Below are 16509 nucleotides of genomic sequence, written 5' to 3'. Positions count from 1 at the left end.
TCGATCACGCAGATCCTCTCGTTTTCGATCAACTCGAGCGAATATCTTCCCAAGTGCGCGTCGACGAGATTCCATGGACCGACGTCGGGACTCACCCGTCGCGCCGAAGATTTCGGGGGGGGAGAGAATGACTGTCGAAGACACCGTGGTGCTGCACATCTCCGACACGGGTACGCCCTCCCTGGAGGGCCTGTCCAGGGCGCAACTGCACGCGCTCGCGGATGCGCTGCGCCGAACCACCGAAACGTTCGCCCCGAACGCACGCATCCTGACGAGATTCGACGTGCGGTTCAACGACCGCAACTCGCCACTGGTGATCGATCTGCCTGCGCGTGACGTCGTCGTCGGCGGACAGAGTGTGTCGTTCAGTCACACCGAGTTCGAGATCTTCTCCCACCTCGTGCGCAACCCGCGGGTCGTCGTCGGACGTGACGAGCTGACCCGCAGCGGCGGCGGTCGCAGCGTGGACGTACATCTGTCGAGAGTGCGCACCAAATTGGGATCGTTCGGTCGGCTCGTGACCACGGTGCGCGGCACCGGATACCGATTCGATCCGGAACCAGGCATCCGCGTGGTGACCGAACCGGTATCCCTCCGCAGCGCGTGAACACGAGTGTCGGAGTGCGATCCACGTGCTTGGCGATGTGTTCTGGGGCGACGGTGTTCCTGGTTGCACACAAATCGGCTCGGCAGGGCACATCCGGCCCTCGCGAAGCGATCTGTGTGCACCCAGGAACATGCACGAGGGTCGAGTAACCGGGGTTCGACAAAGTCAGGAGGCCAGTTCGACCGGGCGAACGCGCCGATGGAACGCGCGTACGGCCTCGGCTACCGCCGGCCGTTCGCTCGAGGCCTGTCGGTACGTCACGCCGAGCCGTCGGGCACCGTCGATGATCGGCTGGGTGACACCGGGTTGCGATACGAGGTGCCTGAAATCGTCGGGCACGGACATCTGCGGCACGATGGTCGCACCGAATCCGTGCCCGACCATCACGGCCATCATCGCGAAACTGTTGCTGCGGTGCTGGATCCGCGGAGTGAACCCTGCTTGCCTGCAGCTGAACACCACCGACTGTACGGAGGGCGCACCGTCGGCTGCTGCGATCCAGTCGGTTTCGGCGAGCGCCGCGAGACCCATCTCCGAAATTCGCTCGTGCCACGCGGTAGGCGCCAGCACGACGAGTGGGTCGTCGAACAGGTATTCCGTCGTCATGCCGGTGGGCAGGTCGGTGGCCCCGAACGAGTAGGTGTACGTGATTGCCAGATCCACTTCTTGATTGCGTACCGCCGGAACGGAATCGACCGGCATCGACTCGATCAACCGGATACGCAGTCCCGGGTGCGCGCTCTCCAGGTCCGCGGCCACCGGCAGCGCGAGTTGCGCCATCGCTGTCTGGAAGCATGCAACGGTGAGGACGCCCGTGATGACGTCGCCGGTCGCCGCCACCGCACTCTCGGCTTCTTCCAGTGCGGCGAGAACGCGTGCTGTGTGATCCACCAGCACCCTGCCTGCGCCGGTGAGCCGCAACGTCCTACCGTCGCGCCGCGTCAGGACGGCACCGACTTCGTCTTCGAGTGTACGAAGCTGTTGCGACACAGCCGAGGTGGTGATGCCGTGCAGCTCGGCGACGGCGGACATCGTCGCGTACTCCGCGAGATCTCGCAGCAGTATCAGCCTCTTGACGTCGTACACCTCAGACCGCCGCTGCGGTGCCCGGTCCGGCTTCGTCGTCGGAGGCTGGATCTGCAACGGACATCGGAATTCTGGACAAGGACAAGCGCCGAAGCGTCATTGCGGAGATACTCCTCGAGAAGGACGACAGGGACAGCACCGGCGCTCGATGGGTCGACATGCTCGAATGAAAGGCGCTGCAGGTTCGGAGAACTCGTCCGGTCTTCGCTTTTCACTTCATGCCGATGCCCGAGTGTGGTCCGTCGCCGGACGGGAAACCACCCTTCGAATCACGATGATTTTTCCGCGCGTGGCCTCGACCAGCGCCTACAGCAGACGATTTCACCGTTCTGTTTCGAAATCGGCATTGCAGGAGAAGTATCAGCAGTCGGAAAGTTCACCAGACTGCAGAGGAGCGAAAGAACCCATGAGCGACAACATCTACCGCGTCACCGAAATCGTCGGAACCTCCACCGAAAGCACCGACGACGCCATCCGAAAGGCGATCGCGCGCGCGAACACCACCCTCAACAACCTCGACTGGTTCGAGGTACTCGAAACCCGCGGCCACATCGAAGATGGATCGATCGCTCACTTCCAGGTGACGATCAAGGTCGGGTTCAAACTGGAGTGAGATGGAGCGTCCTCACCACCCGCGCCGGGCATGCTCGGCGTGGGTGTGAAGGTACGCCCCCGGGGCGAAGTGAGTGTCGTAGAAGTCCAGGTCGATGTTCTGGGCCTGCAGATACATCAGCACGTGGACGGTGGGCACGGTTCCCGGCAGTTTGCCGAATGCGTCGTAGATGTACGACGCCTCCGCGGTCACGAGTTCCTGCACTGCGTCCGCGGGCAGGGCGGCTGCACGGACCTTGGGCGTCTCCGACCATGCCCCGGGTGTGTCCGGGTGGAACGGCCCACCCGGCCCGTACTTGCGGTCGATGTACTTGGCGACACCGTCGGCGACGGTGTTCACATGCGGCGGAGTCAATGTCTCGAACACGCCGTCCAAGCCGGTTGCATTGGGGAACGGCCAGCTCGGGTCGTTGTCGGACCGGAAGCCCAGACCTGGAGCGCGCGGATCACCGGATCCGCCCAGCACGGACAGTCGGTCGAGTCCGTCGAACATCCACCCGCCGAGACCGAGTGCCTGCAGAACCAATACGCCGTTGTGGGTTGCCGTCGCAAGCTCCGCGCTTGCCTCGGTCAGGGTGTATTGCTCGACGAACGACAGCGGAACCGGATCGTCGAAGTGAGCCAGAGCCGAGAACTTGTCGATTCCCGGAATCGGGCGGTCGTGCACGTCGTCGAAGACGACGTAGCCGTTGGCGGCGAAGAAGGACAGGTTGGCGATCAGGTGCTCGGAGAGGTCGGCAACGGGAAACGCGAGCAAGCTTCCCGGATGGTTGGCTATCCAGGTGTTGTGACCTTCCATGTAGGGCTCTTCGCGCGGAATTTCCAGTCGCGTGTCACCGAGCCGAACATACTGATCCGCAGTGTGATTCAGCCACTCCTCGATATCGAACTCGCCGGGCGACGGTGGGGTGTCACGTGTCGGGAGCAGGTACGTTCCCGAATCGTCGGTGAAGAACAGCTGACTGGTGTGAAATCCGGCGGCCGACGGAAAGGCTCTTCCCACAGCACTCCCCGAGTAGTTGGGGAACTTCGGCGCGTACCCACCGTGGCGGGTGATGCCGTAGTGCCACCCGGTGACTCCGCCGACGACCGACAGCAGAAGAGCCCGTTCGACCTCGCTGATCGGCGTGACCGGGTGAGTGCTCTCGTACGCCAGCGGACCGTCGGGGATCTTCCCACCGAGAGGGAAACGGCGTGACCGTCGACCGGCTATCGCGTCGAGCAGCGGGAATGCGGCCGCATCGGCGAGGGCGGCCCGTTGCGCGTCGGTGATCGTCAGCCTCGCCACGACGGCTCCTCCTCGTAGACGACAAGTGATGCAGCATCGGCACGTTCGAGAACGAAATCGGCGACGACGGCAGCGGTTCGACGATGCCCGGTCTCGTTCAGCACGTCGTGCCTGGCGCCGGCGATCTCACGTAGTTCGAGTTCACGAACTCGTCCCGCCCAGGTCCGGACGTTCTCGATCGGCGACACCGTGTCCGCGTCGCCGTGCACCGCGAGCGTCGGCACCCGCAGTGCGGCCAGGTCGGCGTCGAACCTGTCCCACGCCGTCCGCAGCTCGGCACCGAGCAGTCGACCCGAATCCGCACTGACGAATGCGAGCGGGTCGTTGATCAATGCGTCGAGGTAGAACGGGTCGGCCGACAGTTCACTCGGATCGAGATCGAATCGAGCGTTGTCGGGGTCCAACCACGGGATGGGTGCCAGCGTCGCACCGGAGATCACGGCGGCGACGTAGCGATCCGGCTCGTCGAGGACCGACAGCGTCGCGACGACCGAACCGAGCGAGTGCCCGATGACGACGGTAGGAACGTCGGGCACACCCACCCTGGCCAGCGAGGTGAGGGCGCCCGCGTCCGCTTGCAGGTCACGCAACGACCCGAAGTCCCCGCGGTCCCCCGACGACAGCCCGTGGCCGATCAGATCCAACGCCCACACGTCGATACCGTCGGCGCTCAGAGAATCCGCGAATCGGTGATAGAGACCGGAATGTTCCCCGTAACCGTGGAGGAACACTACGTTCGCGCGCGGAACCTCTGCGGCCCAGTGCCGGTAGTAGATCGGTCCCCGCGCCCCGTCGAAGAATGGCATCCTCGAAGTCCACCACCAGCACAGAACCTCGTCAATGGTTCGAATCGGGCAGGTTCGTAATTCCGGTGTGTCAGTGCGCGCCGAGGTGGTACTCGCCATACGTGGTGAGGCCGGCGAAAATGGTCGATCCGAACCAGATCAGGGCTGATCTGGCGATCGAGGCCAGGTCAGACAGCGACTTCGCGCTCCGCATTGGTCTTCGCCTCCTCCGAGATCTTGTCCGCCGATTCGTTCTCGCGGTCCTGCAGGTACGCCTTCAGTGAGAACACGAAGCACCCCACCCAGGCCACGACGATGGTGACGTACGCAGTGGCCTGGACGGCGCCGCTGAGCTCGAACCAACCACTCCGGAACAGGCTCCGCGTGTTGGTGAGCACGATGATGCCGCCCACCGAAGCCCCCAGCAACCGAGGCGGAACGTGACGGACCAACCAGGCCGCGAGAGGAGCCGCGACGACGCCACCGGCAAGGATCGCCAGCACCCAGCTGATGTTGATTCCTTGCGAGCCGAGGCTGAACAGGAAGCCCAGGCTCGCGGCCAGCGCGATCACGAACTCACTCGTGTCGATCGAGCCGATGACCTTCCGAGGCTCGAGCCGTCCACTGGCGAGAATGGCCGGGGTTCCCACGGGGCCCCACCCGCCTCCACCGGTGGCGTCGACGAAGCCCGCGAGCAAACCGAGCGGCGCCAGGAACCGCTTGCGCAGCGGCTTTCCGAGATTCCCCCGAGGAATCCCCTGGACGGTGAACCTGATGAGGATGTACAACCCGAGGCCCAGAAGGATCAAGGCCATGACGGGAGCTGCGGCTTCGGTGGACAGGTTGGACAGAACCGTCGCTCCGACGAACGCACCCACCGCACCGGGTAGGGCGATCCGCCGAACGACCTTCCAATCGACGTTGCCGAACTTCCAGTGCGACAGCCCGGAAATGAACGTGGTGCCGATCTCCGCCAAGTGCACGGTGGCCGACGCGGCCGCGGGATTGGTGCCGATGGCGAGCAGAAGCGTCGTCGTCGTGACGCCGTACGCCATGCCGAGTGCGCCGTCGACGAGTTGGGCCGCAAGCCCCACGATGCCGATAAGAATAATTGTTTTCACTGCGTGTGCTCCATGAGTCGAGTGAAGAATGGTCGGTGCGGGTCAGATCGACCCGCAACACCTCGGCGACAGTGCGTTCGGCATCCGCCCATGCAACCCATCGATGCGTGTTACGTCAAGGGTTGAAATCACCCCAAATCAAAGCGAATTCGTTCGGCAAACGAAGCAGCATTGGCGAAGTCGACTCGGTGCGATCCGGGCTCGTCCTTCACCGCGTTCTCGTCGAGTCCGCCATGATCGTCGACATGCCTCTTCGGCACCACCAGGTGATGCCCGAGCAACACGTCACCGCTCGGTTGCTCGGGTAGATGAAAGGCCACTGACGTCGGAGTCTCGTACACCCCACCTGGCAGCGGGATCTTCCCTTCGATCTCGAAGCAGAGCAGACAGTCCGCGTTCATGCACCCTCCGGCTTCGGGCGTTAGAGTAGGTTCCACGCACGACTGGCGAGGGTGGTTCACCACCGGGAAGTGCTGATCTTCCTGAAGCGTCGTCCGCCTGGGTGCTTCACACTACAACGGTGTGAAGGAGCAGATGTTGACTGCGCGTATTCTGGACGGCCGCCGCTCGGCCGAAGCTCTGCTGAACGAAGTACGTTCGAGCGTCTCCGCTTTGGACGTCACGCCATGTCTGGCAACCATCCTCGTCGGCGATGATCCTGCGTCCCACACCTACGTCCGAATGAAGGCGCGGCGTGCAACAGACGTGGGCATCGAATCCCGACGAATCGAGTTGCCCACCAGTACCACCACCGAAGAACTACTCGACGCTATCGACTCGTTGAACAGCGACACCGACGTACACGGCATCCTCCTTCAGCATCCAGTCCCCGCCCACATCGACGAACGGCAAGCGTTCGACGCCATCGCGCCGGGAAAGGATGTGGACGGTGTCACCTCCGCATCGTTTTCAGCTATGGCATTGCATGGAAATGGTTTTCGTTCGTGTACTCCCGGCGGGATCATCCGGTTGCTGCAGGACAACGCAATCGAACTGCGTGGAAAACACGCCGTCGTCGTCGGACGCAGCGCAATTCTCGGCTTGCCGGTCGGTATGTTGCTCCTCGCCGAGAATGCGACAGTGACGTACTGCCATTCCCATACCGAGGACCTTGCCGATCGAATCGCGGAAGCCGACATCGTCGTCGCCGCCGTCGGACGCGCGGAACTTATCCGCGGAGACTGGATCGAACCGGGCACAGTCGTCGTCGACGCCGGCTACAACGCAGGCAACGTCGGCGACGTCGAATTCGATCGCGCCTCCGAGCGAGCAGGGTGGATCACCCCCGTCCCAGGCGGAGTGGGCCCGATGACGATAGCCGTATTGCTGGCTCAAACCGTCGAGGCAGCTGCTGCACAATCGATCCTGCATCTTTCCAACAGCCAGAGCCCCGACGCGAATCGATGAGCTCGGCATTCAACCGGATATCTGCTCGTTTGCGTTGTCCTGAGCTACTTTCAGCGCCTCCTGGATGTCCCCCGCGCGCCCGGAGAAGATTTCCTTGAACGCGGAATCGAGATCGGCCGATGCTGCCTGAGCCCCCGGTACCGGATCGTTCTTCAAGACCCCGTTTTGCACTCCCGCCGGGAACAACGTGGCGTCGACGCCTTTGCTTGCCCAGAAATCGAAGTACGACTGCTGAGCTCCGGTTACTGCCGGAATCAGAGCCCCGTTGGCGCCGAGAGGTTCACTGCCTTCCTCGCTCCCGATCCAGTCGAGAACCTTCTGCGTCGCCTCCGAATTCTCCGACGCCGAGTTGCCGGCAGCGATGATGCTGTTGGTCACCGGGATCCGACCGGAAGGTCCCGCCGGGATCGGGGTTATTCCCCACTCGAAGTCGGCGCCTTCGGAGATGTTGGCGAGGTTGTATGCGCCGGACTCGAACACTGCCAGTTTTCCCTGTAAGAACTGATCTCGCGAGAAGTCGAGATTGTCGTTCGTGTCCGCGGACGACGGTGCAACATGGTCGTCATTAATGAGGTCAACGGCATACTCGATTGCGTCGACGGACGCTGGATCGTCGGCGAATACGTACTTCCCGCTGTCCTGATAGAGCCCACCGTTCGACGCGATGAAGTTTCCGACGATCGCATCGAAATCCCAAGCAGCGTTGAAGCCGTACTGCGTGACCGCACCCGGGTCGAAACCGGGCTGGTCAGCAGTCCGCCCTGCTGAGTCGACTGTGAGCTTCTTCAACGCCTGCAGGAACGTGTCTGCCTGTTCGTTACTTGGATCCCAAGTGAGATCGGCCAGGTCGACCTCCGCGTCGGAAACAAGCTTCTTGTTGTAGTACAAAACCTTTCCACCGTCGATGAGCTGTGGAACACCCCACAGGGATCCGTCACGGTTGTACTTCTCGACGGCCGAAGGCTCCCAATCCGACACCGCGTCGGGTAACAACTCGGAAATGTTCACGAGATTGCCGTTGTCGGCGTAGCTCGCGTAGTTGGGCGCGTTGACCCAGAAGATGTCGTCGCCGCCTCCTCCGGAGAGATCGGCACGAAGTTTGTCCCAGTAATTCGCCCAGGGAACCTGATTGAGCTGAACCGTGATGTCCGGGTTCTGTGCGGTGAACTCGGCGAAGGACTGCTCGTACGCAGCAGCGACCGCGTCGTCGCTCCAGATACGGAAAGTCACCGTGTTGTCGCCCCCGCCGTCTCCTGTGCCGCTGCACGCAGCCAGGCCGAGGGTGAGGCCGACCGTAACCAGCGTGCTGATGCTTCTTTTCATGGACGTCTCTTTCGGTGTCGAGGAATCTGTTTCAGTTAAAGCCCTTGATGGTCAAGGAGGACACGATGGTCTTGTGAAACGCGACGAACAATGCGAGCAGAGGGACGATCGCGATCGTCGTCGCCGTCATGACGAGCGTCCAGTTACCGTTGAACTGCGTCTGCAGATTGGCCGTCGCCACGGTGATGACCTGCCACCGACCTCCACTGGTGATGATCAGCGGCCACAGAAAGCTGTTCCAATGCGTCACCGCGGTGATGACTGCCAGCGTCGATACAACTGGCTTGCTCAGTGGCACCACCACATGCCACAGAATCCTGAGGTGTCCGGCGCCATCCAGTCGCGCCGCGCTGATCAGATCCGTCGGGAGACTCAGGAAGTGCTGCCGTAGAAGAAATATCGCGTAGGGAGATCCGAAGACGAACGGAAGTACCAGAGCCCAGAACGTATTTCGGAGGCCGGATTCACTGAGCAGTAGGTACAGCGGAATCATTGTCACAACGCCCGGAACCATCAGGGTCGACAAGTAGGCCCAGAAGAGGAAGTCACGTCCAGGAAACTCCAGGCGTGCGAAGGCGTAAGCAGCAAACACGGAGAACACCGTCTGCCCGACGACGATCACCAGGCTCACGACGGCCGTGACCAGGATCGATCTACCGAATCCGTAGTTCCCCTGGATCAAGCCCACGTAGGAGTCCGCGGTGAGAGGCGAGGGGAAGGAAGTCGCGGGTTCCGCTGCGAACTGTTTGCTCGATTTCAGAGACGTCATCGTGCTGAGAAGAAACGGCCCGAGAACCAGCAGCGACGACACCACCAGCACCGCGTACGTGATGACGTCCAGGACCAGGGTTCGTCGGCGCGGACGGATTTCCTGATCAGCACCAACGCCTGTCTTCTCGAGAGTGGCGACCATTCAGGCGACCTCGTAGGTGGTGCGGGACCTGAAGTACCGCTGCTGAAGGAAGGTGAAGACCACGAGAATCACGAAGAGTACGAGCGCCATCACCGCTGCGCGCCCGAACTGAAACGATTGGAAGGCCTCGTAATAGATTCGCCCGGTCACTACGTCGCCGGCGCGCTCCGGCCCACCATTCGGAGCGAGCGCGTACGCGGTGTCGAATACCTGAAAGGAACTGATCAGACCGGTGACCAGAACGAAGAACATCGTCGGACGCAGGAGCGGGAGGCTGATGTACCGGAAACGATGCCACCGCCCCGCGCCGTCGAGTCTGCTGGCATCGACAACGTCACTGGGTATTGCACGGAGGCCGGCTGCGAAGAACAGCGACACGTATCCGATGTTGGTCCATACGCTGACCACCACGATCGCCGGAAGAACCAACGAGGGTGTTGCGAGCCATTCGATACGTTGTCCGACAATTGCATTGAGCAATCCGTCGGTCGGGGCGAAAATCCACTTCCACACAATGCCGAGCGCGAGAGGTGCGGCCACCCACGGCAACAACAGCACCACCCGGAACACAGCCGATCCTGGTACGCGCCGTTCGAGGAACATGCCGAGTCCGAGACCCAACACGGTCTGCAGAGGCAGCGCAGCGGCCACGAAGAGTGTCGTGACGATCAGTGAATGCAGAAAACGGCCGTCCGTCAGCACAGCTCGGAAGTTGTCCAATCCGATGAACTCGGCCGGACCTATGAGATCCCACTTCTGAAAGCTCAGCCATACGACTGTCACGATGGGCACCGCAAGGAAGACCGAGATGCCGATCAGACTGGGTAGAAGAAATGCGTACGCGGACAGAATCTCTCGACGACGACGCGTCGACCGAACTACCCCAGGCAACGTGATTCCCCCGTCGAGTCGCGAACGTATGACTGCTGAAGGCTACCGGCGTGTCCGCCGAGCCGGAATCGATGGAATCAGCGAGAAATCATCGGTTGACAATCGAACCGCGATCTACAGTGACACCATGACTCCAGTAGTACGACGGCCGGGTCGAGACGAGGCCGAGGCGATCGCTCGGATGCATACCGAGGCCTGGCGCACTACCTACGGAGGATCGGTTCCGGACACCTATCTCGACGAGGGTTCGATCACACGGCGAACTCAGCACTGGCGGACAGTACTCGACCCGAACCAACAAGGCCAGAATGTTGCTGTTGCAGTGGTGGATTCCAACATCATCGGGATTGCACACTGCGGACTCGAGGACGGCCGACGAAAACTGTTTGCACTCTACGTTCTGGAAGCGTTCCACGGCACCGGCGTTGGGCAACTGCTGCTCGACACTGTCCTGACCGACGAACCGACCGAACTCTGGGTCGCCCAGACGAACCGACGTGCCATGAAGTTCTATCGACGCAACGGCTTCGAGCCCGACGGTTCAGCCCAGGACCTCCTTGGGATCGACGGTTACGTCACTATCCGAATGGTGCGCTGATCACCACAGTGTCGGTGGCGTGTGGTAGCACACAACCATCGAAAACCGTTGCACAGCAACAGCAAGACTGTTGCCAGATCACGAGCGGAGCGGTATATTCGAACATACGTTCCCATGAACCGGGGGGTTCACCATATGCCACGCACCGCACCACGCAGCACATTCGCCCGATGCGCAGGACCACAACCACAACCCGCCATCGATCCCGTACTACTGACCCAACTCGCCGACGCAGCACGCGAGGAAAACCGAGCCTGCGCCCGCAAAATCGCACTCGCCGCGCAAATCTGGGAATCCTGCGTGAACCAGACCGTCCAGATCGGCGACTTCATCACCGATGCCGGAAACTACGCCGCCTCGGAAACCGCCGCCACCCTCGGCTGCTCCAAAACCGTCGCAGACACCCTTGCCGAAGTCGGCATGGACCTACGTCTGCGCCTACCCGCCGTCGCCGCCGCATTCGCCGACGGCGACATCGACTTCGCACGCATCCGCGCCATCTACCGCACCACCGCCAGCCTCAGCGCAGACGCCGCCCACCGCATCGAAACCGAAACCCTCACCGCAGCCCGACGCCTCTCCCCCGGCCCCCTCGCCACCGAAATAAACGCCATCATCACTCGAACCGCACCCGACGAAGCCGCAACCAACCGTAAAGACGTCACCGACAAACTCACCTCACTGCGCTACCGAGACAAAGGCGTCATCGCCACCCTGGAAGCCAACCTCCCCGCAGCCCAAGCCGCCGACTGCTGGCAACTGATCACCGAAACGGCCGCCACCCTCTGCCCCCGCGACCCACGCACCCGCAGCCAACGCCTCGCCGCAGCATTAGTCGCACTCATCCACCGCGACGGCCACCTCACCTGCACCTGCACACCCGACGACGACAAACCCTGCACCGCCAACCCCCAACTTCCCGACCGCCGTACCCCACTGACCAGTATCTCTATCGACATCGACACACTCCTCGGACTCCACGACCTCCCCGCCTACCTCGCAGGCCACGGCATCATCGACCCCGAATACGCCCGAGAACTGGCCGCCAACAGCCACTTCAACGTCATCCTCACCGACGCCACCAACCTCGCCGACCACACAGGCATCACCACTGCCCCGGCACAACCGCGACCGACGCACATCAGTTTCAACCCACTCGGCCGCGGACGACGTCGCAGCGGACTCACACTCCCCACCCCACCCACTCTTCCGAACACAGCGACCGGACGTTCTACCGAAAACTACAGCGGCACCTATCAACTCATCGATGCACTCGAAACCGCCATCGAAACCAACCCCGCACTGGCAGTCCCGCTCTACCCCGACGGCCACGGCGGACTCACCACCCCACCACCCGGCGCACTGACCTACCGACCCGGCGCCTCGCTCGCAGACCTCGTCCGACACCGCGACCGCACCTGCCGCCACCCCGGATGCGACGTCCCCGCAGCCGGCTGCGAGATCGACCACGTCATCGCCTTCGACCACCACAACCCCACCCGCGGCGGCTGGACCATCCTCACCAACCTCCACTGCCTCTGCAGATACCACCACTCCCTCAAAAGCATCGGCGCCTGGACACCCACCATGCTCGCCGGAGCCGTCGAATACTGGAAGTCGAACTCCGGCACCACGGCAGTCACCCTCCCCGGAAACACCACCGGCCGAACCGACCTGGCCCCGAGCTCACTCCTACCCCACATACCGAAGAAACGACGACAACCCCACCACCGCACCGACAAACCCGAATCCGATCTCGACGACACCACTGCTCCGCCGACCTACGCAGAGGACACCGATGACCCCGCACCGTTCTGACAGGCGCAGCACAGTCGTCGAGAAAGAGACCGGTGCCGAGTACTGCGCTGTGGTGGAATGGTGGCGTGACCCGTCCGGATTCCTCGGTGTCGATTCCGCCTGTGGTGCGGCGCCACGCTGGCAGCTCCGAGATAGAGCCTGTCTGGCTGAACGAGTTGGGTGGACTGACCTTCCGTGCCGGACAGGTGTTCGTGAAATGGTGTCCGCTGGACGTGCAGATCGACCTTGCTGTCGAGGCCGACAAGTTGCGCTGGGTTTCGGCCTACACTCGGGTTCCGGAGGTTGTCGACGCCGGTTCCGACTCCGACGCGCAGTGGCTGGTAACCGTAGCGCTACCGGGGACAAACGCAGTCGACGATGCCTGGACGGCGAATCCCACCGTCGCTGCTCGCTCCATCGGCACCGGTCTACGCGCGTTTCACGACGCAGTGCCTCGCGCCACGTGCCCCTACGACTGGTCGATCGAATCCCGAGTCGAGTCCGCCGAAAAGCTGGGGTCGAATCCGTCCGTCGGTACAGCACCTCCAATAGACCCGGTGGTGTGTCACGGCGACGCGTGCGCTCCGAACACGCTGCTGGACAACGACGGCAACTGGTTCGCCCACGTCGACCTGGGTTCTCTGGGCGTCGCCGACCGATGGGCTGATCTGGCGCCTGCAATCATGAGCACGGAGTGGAACTACGGCCGTCGGTTCACGTCCGAAGTTCTCGACGGCTACGGCATCGAACTGGACCGCCGGAAACTCGACTTCTACTGCCGACTCTGGGACGAGACCTGAACGTGGAACCCCCAGAGAACGAGGGCCCCGATCAGACTGGTCGAGACTCAGCCGTGAACGGACAGATCCACCGCAGCCCGGGCACAGCCGACTCCGCATGCGGTGTGACTGTCGAACCATCGCAGGTCGAACAAGCGCCTCAGCCATGACATGTACAGCAACCTAGACCCATCGACACCGCAGCGGGACCCTTCGAATCAGCCTGATTCTTAACCTGCCCGCCGGAACTATCCGATCCAGGTGTCGAAGAACTGCAATCTGGCGGATGCTTCGAATTCCAGATCATGTACGCGTGGCCCTGCACCGATGGCCTGGGAGAGCTCGATGGTCGGGATCAACAGCCCGTTGCTCGACACCAGTTGCTGCGCGTCGGCGAGGATTTCCTTTCGCTCGGCGGGATCGGTCGTGCTCAACTGCCGCGCCAGCACATCGTCCAGTTCTGGGATGGGGCCGCGACGGTTGTTGTTGCGACCGTCGAGTGCATACGAGGTGCGCAGGATGTCGCCGTCGGCTCGAGTGCTGTTTCCGTAGGTGGAGTCGAAGTCACCGCTCGCCTGCCGCGCCAGAGCTTCCGGCGTCGAGACCAGGTCGAGGACGAGCTCGACGCCCACGTCCGCGAGTTGCTGCTGCACCAGCTCCAGAATGGCCTGGTTACCGGCGAACACCGCGCTGAACGTGACGGAGAACGACAGCCGTCGGCCGTCCTTCTCTCTGATTCCGTCGGCGCCCGGGACCCATCCGGCGGCGTCGAGGATGTCGCGTGAACGATCAGGGTCGTAGGTGACGTCGTCGAGCTTCACGTACTGCGGGGTCTTGCTCGCAAGCGTCCCGGTGGCAGGCAGGAAGTCCGGCCCGAGCACCGTGTCCACCAGTTCCTGACGGTTCAGGGCCGGGATCAACGCACGGCGTACCTCGACGTCGCCGAGAACGGGACGAGTGATGTTGGGTGTGAAGCCGAACGGAGTGCCGGGATTGGATGTCGTGAGCACACGGCCACCCGACGCCTCGATCTGCGGCGCATCCTGCGGCAGCGCGTCGCTGATTGCGTCGAGCTGGTCCGAAGCCAGGCTGCCGGTCCGCACCCCGGACTCGGGCACGATCGTGAACTCGATCGCGTCGAGGTATGCCTCCCCGTCGTGGGAGAACACGTCCGAACCCCAGGCGTAGCCGGAGCGCTTCTTCAGCGTGATCGCCTTGTCCTGCTGATAGGACTCGTAGACGAACGGGCCACTGCCGATGTTGTCGCCGAGGCACCGTTCCTCGGCAGGCTTGTCCGTGGTCGCCTTGGCCAGCAGTCCGAGCTGAGGTGTCGACGTGGCCTGCAGGAACTGCGCGTTCGGGGCGTCGAACTGCACTCGGGCCGTCAACGGATCCACGACGGTGGTGCCCGCGTAACCGGAGAGGTAACTGGCACCGAGCTGCGCTTTGGGGGCGCCGAGAACGTTCACGACCGAATCGAAGGTGGCTTTGACCGCTTCCGCGTCGACAGGAGTTCCGTCGCTGAACGTGACGCCGTCCTTCAGAACGAAGGTGAACTGCGTTGCGTCACTGCTGACTTCCCAACTCTCGGCCAACCATGGCGTGATCTCACCGGTCTCGGGGTCCTGGTCGGTCAGGGAATCGACGATCTGACGGGACACGTAGATGGTCTGGTTGGTGCCACCCTGCGCAGGATCCGAGCACGTCGGGGCCTGCGACAGCGCGTACCGGAGCGTGCCACCGGCTTGCGGCTCCCCGTCCTGCGACGTCGATTCCGCCGATCCGCCGCATGCGGCGACGAGCGTCGTCGCCGACACCGCGAGCACAACCGAAGCCGACCGTTTCATGCTTCCCCCTGGAATCGAGCGAGTGGAGGGAGTTCGAGATTCTCCCTGAATGTTTCTCCGCGATAATCGTTTCCGACGATTCCGCGGCGCCGAAGCTCCGGCAGCAATCCGTTCTCGACGAAATCGCGTGTGCGTGGATCACCGAGACCGCCGAGACTGATCACGTCGAGGACCCCGGCGTCGTACCGTTGCGCGATCGCGTCGGCCAGCTGCTCGGGTGTCCCGGACTCGGCCCAATGTCCGGTGTCCTTCGAGGCGATGATCAACTCGCGCAGCGTCTTTCCCTCCGCGGCGAGCTTGCCGAATATCTCCACTCGTCCACGACGGCGGTTGACTGTCTTCGGGTCGGGCAGCAACTCCACCGGGATCGGCTTGTCCAACGACAGCTCCGACAGGTCGATTCCGCCTCCGAGCATGTCCTCCAACCGTGCGCGTCCGGCGACGAAGTCCAGAGTGCCGATCGACTCCTCGACCCGCTGTCGGGCCTCGGCTTCCGTCGCACCGTACGTTGCGTGGAACGAACTGAAGATCAACGGAAGTTCGTCACCGCGCCCCAACTCGGCAGCGCGGGCTCGGATGGTCTTGGTGTAGGTGATGGCATCCTCGAGGGTCGCCAGCGACGTGAACACGACTTCGGCGAAACGCGCTCCGAGTTCGATTCCTCCGGCAGACTGTCCGGCCTGAAATTGAACGGGCCTGCCCTGAGGCAGCGACGGAATGTTCAGCGGCCCTTGGACGGTGTAGTACGTGCCGCGATACTCGATGGGTCGCACCAACGACGCATCCAACACCGCGCCGTCGGAACCCGGCACCAGCGCGCCCGGCTTCCAGCTGTCGAAGAGTGCGTTCACCACTTCGAGCGACTCGGTGGCACGTGCGTACCGTTCTTCGGGACTCGGCAGGTCCTGATCTCCGTAGTTCTCCTCACCCAGCGAGGACGTCACCGCGTTCCAGGCGGCGCGTCCGTTACTGACGTGATCCAGCGTCCCGAACAGTCGGGCCAGGTTGTACGGGTGATGGAACGTCGTGGTCACGGTCGCGATCAACCCGATGTCCGTGGTCACACCCGCCAGCGCCGCAAGGTAGATCAGTGGCTCCTGGGCCCCGATCGCCCCCTGTGCACCGAAACTCAACAGGTCCGCGGCGAACAACGCGTCGATCTTGTTGTTTTCGGCGATCTTCGCGATCTCGATCGACGACGCGAGGGTGGACCGCGTCGGGTCGACCGCGGCGTCGTACACGTCGAGGCCGCCGCTGACCCCGGTGACCGTCTTGAGTGTTCGACGTCTGCTCATCGGGTAAACACCATGGACAACTGCACCTCACCAACGAACGAGAACGAACAGGAAAGCCGCCGTGGACACAGCACACGCGGCAGAGCAACACACAAGTTTAAGGAGCTCCGACGGCCCTGAACAGAAATAGAATCAGCGTGATTCTGCGTTGACTCTTCAA

At 62.7% G+C, this 16509-nt stretch carries 17 protein-coding genes and 1 riboswitch; of the genes, 7 read left to right on the top strand and 10 right to left on the bottom strand.

The features are described 5' to 3' along the window. Nucleotides 1–127 precede the first annotated feature (127 nt). The gene (locus CH290_RS04805) at nucleotides 128–607 is read left to right on the top strand and encodes a winged helix-turn-helix domain-containing protein (protein WP_033188703.1); all 480 of its coding nucleotides are present in this window, start codon (nucleotides 128–130) and stop codon (nucleotides 605–607) included. 165 nt (nucleotides 608–772) lie between these two features. On the opposite strand, the gene CH290_RS04800 is transcribed toward CH290_RS04805, so the two are convergent. After that, a complete protein-coding gene (locus tag CH290_RS04800) occupies nucleotides 773–1693 on the bottom strand; it encodes a LysR substrate-binding domain-containing protein (RefSeq protein WP_033188704.1) in 921 nt (306 codons plus the stop codon). 17 nt (nucleotides 1694–1710) lie between these two features. On the opposite strand from CH290_RS04800, the gene CH290_RS30150 reads away from it, so the two are divergent. Both CH290_RS30150 and CH290_RS30145 read left to right on the top strand, forming a co-directional pair. Then, complete coding sequence (locus CH290_RS30150) at nucleotides 1711–1863, top strand: hypothetical protein (RefSeq protein ID WP_019663247.1); 153 nt, start codon at nucleotides 1711–1713, stop codon at nucleotides 1861–1863. A gap of 236 nt (nucleotides 1864–2099) precedes the next feature. Beyond that, complete coding sequence (locus CH290_RS30145) at nucleotides 2100–2306, top strand: dodecin (protein WP_033188717.1); 207 nt, start codon at nucleotides 2100–2102, stop codon at nucleotides 2304–2306. Nucleotides 2307–2318: 12 nt separating this feature from the next. Here CH290_RS30145 and CH290_RS04790 read toward each other — a convergent pair whose 3' ends face one another. From CH290_RS04790 to CH290_RS04775, 4 genes are all read right to left on the bottom strand, one after another. Next, nucleotides 2319–3593: a hypothetical protein gene (locus CH290_RS04790; protein WP_033188705.1), complete on the bottom strand. Its 1275-nt coding sequence runs from the start codon at nucleotides 3591–3593 to the stop codon at nucleotides 2319–2321. Beyond that, complete coding sequence (locus CH290_RS04785; protein WP_033188706.1) at nucleotides 3581–4399, bottom strand: alpha/beta fold hydrolase; 819 nt, start codon at nucleotides 4397–4399, stop codon at nucleotides 3581–3583. The genes CH290_RS04790 and CH290_RS04785 overlap by 13 nt, the downstream gene beginning before the upstream one ends. Nucleotides 4400–4566: 167 nt before the next feature. Beyond that, nucleotides 4567–5499, bottom strand: a complete 933-nt coding sequence (locus tag CH290_RS04780) for a sulfite exporter TauE/SafE family protein (protein WP_033188707.1) — start codon at nucleotides 5497–5499, stop codon at nucleotides 4567–4569. Nucleotides 5500–5627: 128 nt separating this feature from the next. Further along, nucleotides 5628–5900, bottom strand: coding sequence for an HIT family protein (locus tag CH290_RS04775; protein ID WP_033188708.1), 273 nt, complete (start codon nucleotides 5898–5900; stop codon nucleotides 5628–5630). A gap of 28 nt (nucleotides 5901–5928) precedes the next feature. After that, a riboswitch (ZMP/ZTP riboswitch) is annotated at nucleotides 5929–6010 on the top strand. An 11-nt stretch (nucleotides 6011–6021) separates the two neighbouring features. On the opposite strand from CH290_RS04775, the gene CH290_RS04770 reads away from it, so the two are divergent. Then, complete coding sequence (locus tag CH290_RS04770) at nucleotides 6022–6906, top strand: bifunctional 5,10-methylenetetrahydrofolate dehydrogenase/5,10-methenyltetrahydrofolate cyclohydrolase (RefSeq protein ID WP_020110819.1); 885 nt, start codon at nucleotides 6022–6024, stop codon at nucleotides 6904–6906. A 9-nt stretch (nucleotides 6907–6915) separates the two neighbouring features. Here CH290_RS04770 and CH290_RS04765 read toward each other — a convergent pair whose 3' ends face one another. Genes CH290_RS04765 through CH290_RS04755 form a run of 3 tightly spaced genes read right to left on the bottom strand, consistent with a single transcriptional unit; the run spans nucleotide 6916 to nucleotide 10033 of the window. After that, the gene (locus CH290_RS04765) at nucleotides 6916–8229 is read right to left on the bottom strand and encodes an ABC transporter substrate-binding protein (RefSeq protein WP_033188709.1); all 1314 of its coding nucleotides are present in this window, start codon (nucleotides 8227–8229) and stop codon (nucleotides 6916–6918) included. 31 nt (nucleotides 8230–8260) lie between these two features. Then, nucleotides 8261–9142 carry a carbohydrate ABC transporter permease gene (locus tag CH290_RS04760; RefSeq protein WP_033188710.1) on the bottom strand — a complete coding sequence of 294 codons (882 nt, stop codon included), beginning with the start codon at nucleotides 9140–9142 and terminating at the stop codon, nucleotides 8261–8263. After that, nucleotides 9143–10033: a carbohydrate ABC transporter permease gene (locus CH290_RS04755; RefSeq protein ID WP_033188711.1), complete on the bottom strand. Its 891-nt coding sequence runs from the start codon at nucleotides 10031–10033 to the stop codon at nucleotides 9143–9145. A 127-nt stretch (nucleotides 10034–10160) separates the two neighbouring features. Between CH290_RS04755 and CH290_RS04750 the strand changes: the two genes are divergently transcribed. The 3 genes from CH290_RS04750 to CH290_RS04740 all read left to right on the top strand — a co-directional run bounded on the left by CH290_RS04750 (nucleotide 10161) and on the right by CH290_RS04740 (nucleotide 13228). Further along, nucleotides 10161–10631, top strand: coding sequence for a GNAT family N-acetyltransferase (locus tag CH290_RS04750; RefSeq protein ID WP_230620905.1), 471 nt, complete (start codon nucleotides 10161–10163; stop codon nucleotides 10629–10631). A gap of 114 nt (nucleotides 10632–10745) precedes the next feature. Continuing rightward, on the top strand, nucleotides 10746–12449 hold the full coding sequence (locus tag CH290_RS04745) for an HNH endonuclease signature motif containing protein (RefSeq protein ID WP_349290593.1): 1704 nt from the start codon (nucleotides 10746–10748) through the stop codon (nucleotides 12447–12449). A gap of 65 nt (nucleotides 12450–12514) precedes the next feature. Next, complete coding sequence (locus tag CH290_RS04740) at nucleotides 12515–13228, top strand: aminoglycoside 3'-phosphotransferase (protein ID WP_033190184.1); 714 nt, start codon at nucleotides 12515–12517, stop codon at nucleotides 13226–13228. Between the two features lie 227 nt (nucleotides 13229–13455). On the opposite strand, the gene CH290_RS04735 is transcribed toward CH290_RS04740, so the two are convergent. Further along, nucleotides 13456–15054: an ABC transporter substrate-binding protein gene (locus tag CH290_RS04735; RefSeq protein ID WP_019663234.1), complete on the bottom strand. Its 1599-nt coding sequence runs from the start codon at nucleotides 15052–15054 to the stop codon at nucleotides 13456–13458. Further along, nucleotides 15051–16349: an NtaA/DmoA family FMN-dependent monooxygenase gene (locus CH290_RS04730; RefSeq protein ID WP_033190183.1), complete on the bottom strand. Its 1299-nt coding sequence runs from the start codon at nucleotides 16347–16349 to the stop codon at nucleotides 15051–15053. Before CH290_RS04730 ends, CH290_RS04735 begins: the two co-directional genes overlap by 4 nt. Nucleotides 16350–16509 lie beyond the last annotated feature (160 nt).

Source organism: Rhodococcus sp. 06-156-4 (genome assembly GCF_002259345.1).
Classification (GTDB): domain Bacteria; phylum Actinomycetota; class Actinomycetes; order Mycobacteriales; family Mycobacteriaceae; genus Rhodococcoides; species Rhodococcoides fascians_E.
The sequence above is the reverse complement of the archived record's forward strand: the minus strand, read 5'-3'. Positions and strand labels throughout refer to the sequence as shown.

Bases quoted from the DNA above. Each gene is read 5' to 3' on its own strand.
- CH290_RS04805 (WP_033188703.1), top strand. From the start codon at position 128: ATGACTGTCGAAGACACCGTGGTGCTGCACATCTCCGACACGGGTACG.
- CH290_RS30145 (WP_033188717.1), top strand. From the start codon at position 2,100: ATGAGCGACAACATCTACCGCGTCACCGAAATCGTCGGAACCTCCACC.
- CH290_RS04785 (WP_033188706.1), bottom strand. From the start codon at position 4,399: ATGCCATTCTTCGACGGGGCGCGGGGACCGATCTACTACCGGCACTGG.
- CH290_RS04775 (WP_033188708.1), bottom strand. From the start codon at position 5,900: ATGAACGCGGACTGTCTGCTCTGCTTCGAGATCGAAGGGAAGATCCCG.
- CH290_RS04765 (WP_033188709.1), bottom strand. From the start codon at position 8,229: ATGAAAAGAAGCATCAGCACGCTGGTTACGGTCGGCCTCACCCTCGGC.
- CH290_RS04760 (WP_033188710.1), bottom strand. From the start codon at position 9,142: ATGGTCGCCACTCTCGAGAAGACAGGCGTTGGTGCTGATCAGGAAATC.
- CH290_RS04750 (WP_230620905.1), top strand. From the start codon at position 10,161: ATGACTCCAGTAGTACGACGGCCGGGTCGAGACGAGGCCGAGGCGATC.
- CH290_RS04745 (WP_349290593.1), top strand. From the start codon at position 10,746: ATGAACCGGGGGGTTCACCATATGCCACGCACCGCACCACGCAGCACA.
- CH290_RS04735 (WP_019663234.1), bottom strand. From the start codon at position 15,054: ATGAAACGGTCGGCTTCGGTTGTGCTCGCGGTGTCGGCGACGACGCTC.
- CH290_RS04730 (WP_033190183.1), bottom strand. From the start codon at position 16,349: ATGAGCAGACGTCGAACACTCAAGACGGTCACCGGGGTCAGCGGCGGC.